Annotated in this window: 7 protein-coding genes; 3 read left to right on the top strand and 4 right to left on the bottom strand. The window is 60.3% G+C overall.

Features of this window, described 5'->3' with window-relative positions; all coding sequences use genetic code 11:
• The first annotated feature begins 138 nt into the window (after window positions 1-138).
• Both KHO31_RS19695 and queF read left to right on the top strand, forming a co-directional pair.
• Window positions 139-1,041 carry a 5'-nucleotidase gene (locus tag KHO31_RS19695; protein WP_201072400.1) on the top strand — a complete coding sequence of 301 codons (903 nt, stop codon included), beginning with the start codon at window positions 139-141 and terminating at the stop codon, window positions 1,039-1,041.
• A complete protein-coding gene (gene queF / locus KHO31_RS19690) occupies window positions 1,038-1,862 on the top strand; it encodes an NADPH-dependent 7-cyano-7-deazaguanine reductase QueF (protein ID WP_201072398.1) in 825 nt (274 codons plus the stop codon). Before KHO31_RS19695 ends, queF begins: the two co-directional genes overlap by 4 nt.
• Before the next feature lie 819 nt (window positions 1,863-2,681).
• Here queF and KHO31_RS19685 read toward each other — a convergent pair.
• The 3 genes from KHO31_RS19685 to KHO31_RS19675 all read right to left on the bottom strand — a co-directional run bounded on the left by KHO31_RS19685 (window position 2,682) and on the right by KHO31_RS19675 (window position 5,513).
• On the bottom strand, window positions 2,682-3,068 hold the full coding sequence (locus KHO31_RS19685) for a RidA family protein (protein WP_028200605.1): 387 nt from the start codon (window positions 3,066-3,068) through the stop codon (window positions 2,682-2,684).
• A gap of 69 nt (window positions 3,069-3,137) precedes the next feature.
• Entirely contained in the window at window positions 3,138-4,619 is a 1,482-nt protein-coding gene (locus KHO31_RS19680; RefSeq protein ID WP_201072396.1) for an N-acyl-D-amino-acid deacylase family protein, read from the bottom strand.
• Between the two features lie 3 nt (window positions 4,620-4,622).
• Window positions 4,623-5,513 carry a MurR/RpiR family transcriptional regulator gene (locus KHO31_RS19675; protein WP_121109252.1) on the bottom strand — a complete coding sequence of 297 codons (891 nt, stop codon included), beginning with the start codon at window positions 5,511-5,513 and terminating at the stop codon, window positions 4,623-4,625.
• Between the two features lie 145 nt (window positions 5,514-5,658).
• On the opposite strand from KHO31_RS19675, the gene KHO31_RS19670 reads away from it, so the two are divergent.
• On the top strand, window positions 5,659-6,936 hold the full coding sequence (locus tag KHO31_RS19670; RefSeq protein ID WP_201072394.1) for an amino acid deaminase: 1,278 nt from the start codon (window positions 5,659-5,661) through the stop codon (window positions 6,934-6,936).
• Between the two features lie 134 nt (window positions 6,937-7,070).
• Here the strand turns inward: KHO31_RS19670 and KHO31_RS19665 are convergent, their stop codons facing one another.
• Window positions 7,071-7,577 (bottom strand): MarR family winged helix-turn-helix transcriptional regulator, encoded by a 507-nt coding sequence (locus KHO31_RS19665; RefSeq protein ID WP_201072392.1) that lies wholly within the window; start codon window positions 7,575-7,577, stop codon window positions 7,071-7,073.
• Window positions 7,578-7,610 lie beyond the last annotated feature (33 nt).

Below are 7,610 nucleotides of genomic sequence, written 5' to 3'. Positions count from 1 at the left end.
TGGCATCCAGGTGCCGGAGAGCGAGAACAGCGAGTTCGAACGCTTTCTCGCGACGCTCGGGTATCCGTACTGGGAAGAGACGCAGAATCCTGTTTATCGCTTGTTCCTCGCTTGAACTTTCAGGACTGAAACGCGCAGATGGCTATTTCGCTTGTCGACAAATTGGTGGTGGCAATCTCGTCGCGCGCGCTGTTCGACTTCGAGGAAGAGAACCGCGTGTACGAGGACGGCGATCTGCAGGCGTACGAGGCGTTGCAGCGCGAGCGGCTGGCCGTGCCCGCCAAACCGGGCGTCGCGTTTCCGCTGATCCGCAAGCTGCTCGCGTTGAATGCAGGCGGTCACCGGGTCGAAGTCGTGATCCTGTCGCGCAGCGATCCGATTAGCGGATTGCGCGCATTTCATTCATGCAGGGAATATGGGCTGGCGATCGAACGTGGCGTGTTTACCCGTGGGCGCGCACCATTTGGCTATCTGAAGCCGTTGAACGCGTCGCTGTTCTTGTCCGCGAATCAGGAGGATGTGCGCGATGCATTGGCTGCGGGATTTCCGGCCGCGCGCGTCTTGCCCGAATCGGCGAAAATGGCGAGTAAGTATCCGGACGAAATCCGGATTGCCTTCGACGGCGACGCCGTGCTGTTTTCCGACGAAGCCGAGCGCGTGTTCCAGAAAGATGGCCTGCGAGCGTTCGTTGGCCATGAGATTCACAACAAGGATTTACCGCTCGCAGATGGGCCTTTGAAGCCGTTGCTCGAAGCGCTGCACCGGTTGCAGAAACTCGCGGACGAAGCCGCACCGATGCATATTCGTACGGCATTGGTAACGGCGCGCTCGGCTCCGGCACATGAGCGCGCGATCCGTACCTTGATGGCGTGGAACATCGAAATCGACGAAGCGATGTTCCTCGGCGGCCTCGACAAGAGCGCATTTTTGCGCGAGTTCGAGCCGGACTTTTTCTTCGACGACCAAATTGGCCATTGCGAATCGGCCCGCGTCGTGACGGCGACGGGGCACGTGCTGAGTGGCATCGTGAACGCATCATGACACCTGAACAGTCACCGCTGGGTAAGCCTTCCGCTTACACCGAACAATATGACGCTTCGCTGCTCTTTCCGATTGCCCGGAAGAATGCACGCGAAGCGATTGGGATCGGCGCGCAGTTGCCGTTTTTCGGCACGGACATCTGGAATGCTTACGAGCTTTCCTGGCTGAACGCGCGCGGCAAGCCGCAGATTGCGGTGGCGACTTTCTTTGTGCCGGCTGATTCGCCGAATATTGTCGAGTCGAAGTCGTTCAAGCTTTATCTGGGGTCGTTTGCGCAGACCGCGTTCGAGTCGATGGAAATTGTGCGTGACACGATCAAGCGCGATGTTTCCGCTTCGTGTGGCGCGACCGTTTCTGTTCATCTGGCTGCGCCGTATGAATTCGGCAAGCTGCAGATGGAAGAGTTTGAAGGCTTGTCGCTGGACCGGCTCGATCTGGACACGGATGTTTATCAGCCTGATGCTTCGTTGCTCAAGGCTGCGCTTGATGAAGCGCCTGTCGAAGAGACGTTGTTCTCTAACTTGCTGAAATCCAATTGTCCGGTGACCGGGCAGCCTGACTGGGGCAGCGTGCAAATTCATTACGTCGGGCCGCAGATCGATCATGCGGGTTTGCTGAGGTACATCATCTCCTATCGGAATCACACCGGGTTTCATGAGCAGTGTGTCGAGAGGATTTTTATCGATGTGATGAAGGCCTGTCGGCCGGTGAAGCTTGCTGTTTATGCGCGGTATACCCGCCGCGGCGGGCTGGATATTAATCCGTTCCGCACGAATTACAATTTGCCGATGCCGGATAATTTGCGGTTGGCGCGGCAATAAGGGGGAGGTTTTGCCTGCGGCGCTTGTTCTTCTGTATGCCTGCGGCGTTGGTCTTTTTCTGATTTTTTGCCTGCGCGGCGCTTGGTTCTGTGGGCCTGTGGTGTTGGCCTTTCCTTGTTTTGTTAGTGGTCTATTAGCGTTGCCCCTGTGCGGGGCGGCACTTACTTTCTTTGCCGCCGCCGCAAAGAAAGATAAGCAAAGAAAGCGGCTCACACCGCCAGCACATAAGCGGGTCCCCCGCGCAGTTGCGGTAGTGGTGCATCTGGAATCCGTGCCCTCGCACATTCAGCCCTGGTGACAAGGCAGTCATACTTCCGTCGGCGCTGCGCGCGCCGAAGCGCACTTCATAAAACCGTCCATTATGGTTTGCAGTCGCGCTTCATTCGGCACTTCGCCGAGGCAAAGCCGATGGTTCCCACCACGCGTAAACGAAGCCTCGGGTTTCCCATGCAGACCCATCCGCGACGCACGCAGTGCGGAGGGGGCGCTGATGAATCCTTTGTCACTCACGCTGAAGGTGCGAGGGCACGGATTCCAGATGCACCACTACCCCCTCCAAGCCAGGGGACCCACTTATGAGTTAGCGGTTTGAGCTGCTTTCTTTTGCCTACTTTTCTTTGCAGCAGGCAAAGAAAAGTAGGTGCCTGCCCCGCACAGGGGCGACGCTAATAGACCAATAACAAATCAAGGAAAGGCCAAAGCCGCAGGCATACAGACGAACAAGCGCCGAGCAGGCAAACAAATCAAGGAAAGGATCAACGCCGTAGGCATACAGACAAAAAAACCTAGCCACCGCCTACGGCGAACAAAAAAAACCGTCTAAGCCGAAGGCTTCTTATACGCAACGCAATCAACCTCAACCCGGCAATCGATCACCATCGACGAAACCACACAGGCCCGCGCTGGCGGATTCTCGCCAAAATACTCCCGAAACACCTTATTGAAAGAAGCAAAATCACGCGGATCATCGAGCCACACGCCACAGCGAACGACATGCTCCGCCCCATACCCGGCTTCTTTCAGGATAGCGAAAACATTCTGAATCGCCTTGTGCGATTGCTCAACGATCCCGCCGTTGATCACCTCACCGTTCTCCATCGGCGTCTGCCCGGAAACGAACAACCAGCCATCCGCTTCGACTGCCCGAGCAAAGGGCATATGTTGACCACCAGTACCCTTGCCACCTTCAACGCCATATCGCTTCATCATCCAACTCCTTAAAAAGTCCGGCACGCGCCAACAAATACGCATGCCGCATTGATCAGAAAACCAAATTCAAAACGCGCCGTGCGCATCACCCTTCGACGCCGCGCCGCGCGCCACAAAATGCCCTGCCCGCTCACCGGTCACCGCGCCGTCGCGGTAAGTCAACACACCGTTCACCCACACCGCATCGATCCCGTCCGCCGCCTGCTGCGGCTTCTCGAACGTCGCCGCATCGCGCACCCTGGCCGGGTCGAACAACACCAGATCCGCGTGATAACCGATATGCACCTCGCCCCGCTGCGCCAAGCCAAACCGGCGCGCCGACAAGCTGGTCATCTTGCGCACCGCCTCTTCGAGCGGCAGCAAACCGGCGTCACGGACGTAATGCCCAAGCACGCGAGGAAACGCGCCCCACAAGCGCGGATGCGGCAACGGATCGTTCGGCAAACCATCTGAGCCGACCATCGTCGCAGGATGCGACAGAATGCGCCGCACGTCCTCCTCGGACATGTTGTGATACACCGCACCCGCCGGCTGCAAACGCTTGCCCGCCTCCTGTTGCGTGACACCCCACTCCGCGGCAATTTCCTTGATCAGCTTGCCCGCCATCTCGGGATGCGGCTCCGACCACGTAATCGTGATGTCGATGTCGCCCGTGACCTGCTTCAGATCGAGCGTCGACGAACTGCGGTTGTACGGATAGCAATCGCAGCCGATCGGCTGCAAACGGCCCGCGCCCTCGAGCGACTTCAGCACTTCTTCGCTGCGCCCCCAGTTCGACGGCCCCGCACACTTCAGATGCGAAATCACCACCGGCACATGCGCGTGACGGCCCACCCGATACGCTTCGTCCATTGCGTCGAGAATCGCGTCGAACTCGGTGCGCATGTGCGTCGTGTAAAGCGCGCCAGCGGCGGCGAGCGGTTCAGCCAGCGCCATCACTTCTTCGGTCGGCGCGGAGAACGCTGAGCCGTACGCGAGTCCCGAGCTCAAACCCAATGCGCCGTTCGACAACGCCTCTTCGAGCTGCGCCCGCATTCCGTCGATTTCCTCCGCGGTCGCCGCGCGGTCGAGCCGGTCCATCTGATTGCTGCGCAATGCCGTGTGTCCGATCAGCGCGCCGACATTCACCGCGGGACGCGCGGCGTTCACCGCCTCGACGTAGGCAGCGAAGGTCGGGTATTGAAACGCGTCGCGTTCGCCGAGCAGGTTCATGGGATCTGGCGGATCGCCCTTCAGCGACACCGGCGACGCACTGATCCCGCAATTGCCGACGATCACCGTCGTCACGCCCTGGGTGATCTTCGGCAGCATTTGCGGCGACTGGATCACGTGCGTGTCGTCATGTGTATGAACGTCGATGAAACCGGGCGCCAGCGCGCGGCCGTTGGCCTCGATCACCTCTTCAGCAAGCCAGTTCGACAGATTGCCGATCGCGGCAATGCGGCCGTCGCGGATCGCAACGTCGCGTTCGACCGGCGGTGCGCCCGTGCCGTCGTACAGTTGCGCGCCAACGATCAGCGTATCGGCGGCTTCGGGATGCGAATGCATGGATCAGTCTCCTAACGGTTGTCGATCGCCGCCACCACGGTGCGCGTCGAGCGCGTGCTTCATGCGGCGCAGCAATTCGCGGCTCTCGTCACCCTGACTGACGGCAAGTTCGGTGACGAGTACATCGAGCGCCATCATCATGGCGTAACGCGACGACGATGGCTTGTAAATGAAATCGGTTTCAAAGGCGACGATCGGGATCACCCAATCCGCCAGTTTGGCCAAAGGCGAAGCCGGCGCGGTCAGAGCGATCACCGTCGCGCCGTAGCTGCGCGCGATCTTGCAGTTCTCGACCATCTCAGGCACGCGCCCGGTGGTGGACAACGCGATCACCACGCACTCACGCGATACCGTGCTCGCCACCATGCGCTGCAACAAGCCGTCCTGATAGGTCGCAACCGGCCGGCCAAGGCGCACGAGCCTGAAGCGCATCTCGTCGGCCAATGCAGTCGAGCCACCGCCCATGCCGAACACATAGATCATTCGCGCGGCGCGCAACGCGGCCGCCGCTTCATCTAAAGGCGCCTGGCGCAGCAACTGGTGGTTATGGGCAAGCGCGGTCTGCAGTTCGTCGAACACGCGGGTGGCGATGGGCTCGGGCGCATCCGTGGGTCCGCCCGCTTGCAGGAAGCGCTGACCGACGGCGGCCGCCTGCGCGAGCCGCAGCTTCAACTCCCGTACGTCGCGGCAACCGACCGCCTTGGCAAAGCGCGTCACGGTCGCGACGCTCACTTCGGCCTGCTGCGCGAGCGCGCCAATGCTGGCACGCGATGCACCGGTCAGATCGTCGAGAATCAGTGCTGCAACCTTCCGTTCGGCCGAACGCAATTCCGGCGCGCACTCGGCGATGCGCGCGACGATGTCGAAAGCCAGCGGTTCGGCGGTTGAGTTCATTGCGGACTGTGGGGGTCTCGCGAAGGCTTACAAAACGCCTCCGGCAAGCCGTGGTATTAAATAACATTTCTTCAACCATCGTACTTTCGGTAACATAGTAAAGTCAACTTTGATTCAATTTAACTGGACGATGGAGCAGGGAGACATGAAAGTTACAAACTATCAGGGCGCAACGATTGATCCTTATAGCAAGGGCTTGGGCATGGTTCCGGGCACCAGTATCCAACTTACGGATGCCGCGCGCCTCGAGTGGAACCTGCTGAACGAAGACGTGAGCCTGCCCGCTGCGGTGCTGTACGCGGATCGTGTAGAACACAACTTGAAGTGGATGCAGGCGTTCGTCGCGGAATACGGCGTCAAGCTCGCGCCGCACGGCAAAACCACCATGGCGCCGCAGCTGTTTCGCCGTCAACTCGAAACGGGCGCATGGGGCATCACGCTCGCCACCGCGCATCAGGTGCGCTCGGCCTATCACGGCGGCGTTTCGCGGATCCTGATGGCCAACCAGCTGGTCGGCCGCCGCAACATGATGATGATCGCCGAGTTGCTGAGCGACCCTGATTTCGAGTTCTTCTGCCTCGTCGATTCGGTCGAGGGCGTCGAGCAACTGGGGCAGTTTTTCACCTCGGTGCGCAAGCCGCTACAGGTGCTGCTCGAGCTCGGCGTGCCGGGCGGCCGTACCGGCGTGCGCGACGAAGCACAGCGCAACGCGGTGCTCGAGGCAATCGCACGCTATCCGGATGTGTTGAAGCTGGCGGGCGTCGAATTGTATGAAGGCGTGCTGAAAGAAGAACATGAAGTGCGCGAGTTCCTGCAGAGCGCTGTCGCTGTGACGCGCGCGCTCGTCGAAGAAGGACGTTTTGCCCGCACGCCGGCCGTTTTGTCAGGCGCCGGCTCGGCCTGGTACGACGTGGTCGCGGAAGAATTCGTGAAGGCTTCGGAGACCGGCAAGGTCGAAGTCGTGCTGCGGCCCGGCTGCTATCTGACGCATGACGTCGGTGTCTACCGCAAGGCGCAAACAGATATCTTCGCGCGCAATCCGGTCGCAAAGAAAATGGGCGAAGGCCTGTTGCCGGCGCTGCAACTGTGGGCGTACGTGCAATCGATTCCGGAACCGGATCGCGCAATCATCGGTCTGGGCAAACGCGATTCCGCATTCGACGCGGGCATGCCTGAACCGTCGCGCCACTATCGTCCGGGCACCGAAGCGCCGCGCGATATCGCGGCCAGCGAAGGCTGGGAGATTTTTGGCTTGATGGACCAGCACGCGTATCTGCGGATTCCAGCGGGCGCCGATCTGAAGGTGGGCGACATGATCGCGTTCGACATCTCGCATCCGTGCCTGACGTTCGACAAATGGCGTCAGGTACTGGTGGTCGATCCGTCGTATCGCGTCACCGAAGTGATCGAAACGTTCTTCTGATCTTGACGCAAACGGCGCGCTTCGCGGTGAAGCGGCGCGCCGTTCGTGACACGTGTGACGTTCATGACCTCGGTTCAGGTCGTGTGATTCGCAGCGGCCGTGGCGCTAAATCGACGCTCGTTCGTCTGTGTGATCTAACGTGCCCGGGCCATGCCAGCCGCGTCTAGCGCTTGCAGAGGAGCGGCAGAGTCCGCGCTTGCAGCATTGGCGGATGCCGCCACTTCGCCGATCCGCACTTCCAGCATCATCAAAGCCCCCGACAGCGCGCTCAGCGCATCGTCGGGCAACGCCGCTATTGTGTCGTGCAAAAAAGCGTTGCGGGCAGGCAGGCTGGCTTCGATCGCCGACTGCCCCGCTTCGGTCAACCGCACATTGGTCACGCGGTTATCGCGCGTATCCATGCTGCGAGCAATCCAGCCCAAACCCTCAAGCGTTTTCAACTGCCGCGTGAGCGCGCCCGGATCGACGCGCAAGCGCTCGACCAGTCGCTTCTGCGACGACTCGCCGGCCTGCTCGTACAGCGCGAGCAGAATGCGCCAGCGCGGCAACGGATGGCCGACCTGGGCCTCGAACGCCGACATGAACGCCCTATAAGTGCGGCCGAATTGCTGCATGACGGCGACGCGATCCTGTTCTTCCATAATCTGTCAGTAAAAAGGGCAAGGCTAAAAAAA

The organism is Paraburkholderia domus (assembly GCF_905220705.1).
Classification (GTDB): domain Bacteria; phylum Pseudomonadota; class Gammaproteobacteria; order Burkholderiales; family Burkholderiaceae; genus Paraburkholderia; species Paraburkholderia domus.
The sequence above is the reverse complement of the archived record's forward strand: the minus strand, read 5'-3'. Positions and strand labels throughout refer to the sequence as shown.

What these genes read in the sequence shown, in the direction of transcription:
- KHO31_RS19695 (WP_201072400.1), top strand. Translation starts at nt 139, where the DNA reads ATGGCTATTTCGCTTGTCGACAAATTGGTGGTGGCAATCTCGTCGCGC.
- queF (WP_201072398.1), top strand. Translation starts at nt 1,038, where the DNA reads ATGACACCTGAACAGTCACCGCTGGGTAAGCCTTCCGCTTACACCGAA.
- KHO31_RS19685 (WP_028200605.1), bottom strand. Translation starts at nt 3,068, where the DNA reads ATGAAGCGATATGGCGTTGAAGGTGGCAAGGGTACTGGTGGTCAACAT.
- KHO31_RS19680 (WP_201072396.1), bottom strand. Translation starts at nt 4,619, where the DNA reads ATGCATTCGCATCCCGAAGCCGCCGATACGCTGATCGTTGGCGCGCAA.
- KHO31_RS19675 (WP_121109252.1), bottom strand. Translation starts at nt 5,513, where the DNA reads ATGAACTCAACCGCCGAACCGCTGGCTTTCGACATCGTCGCGCGCATC.
- KHO31_RS19670 (WP_201072394.1), top strand. Translation starts at nt 5,659, where the DNA reads ATGAAAGTTACAAACTATCAGGGCGCAACGATTGATCCTTATAGCAAG.
- KHO31_RS19665 (WP_201072392.1), bottom strand. Translation starts at nt 7,577, where the DNA reads ATGGAAGAACAGGATCGCGTCGCCGTCATGCAGCAATTCGGCCGCACT.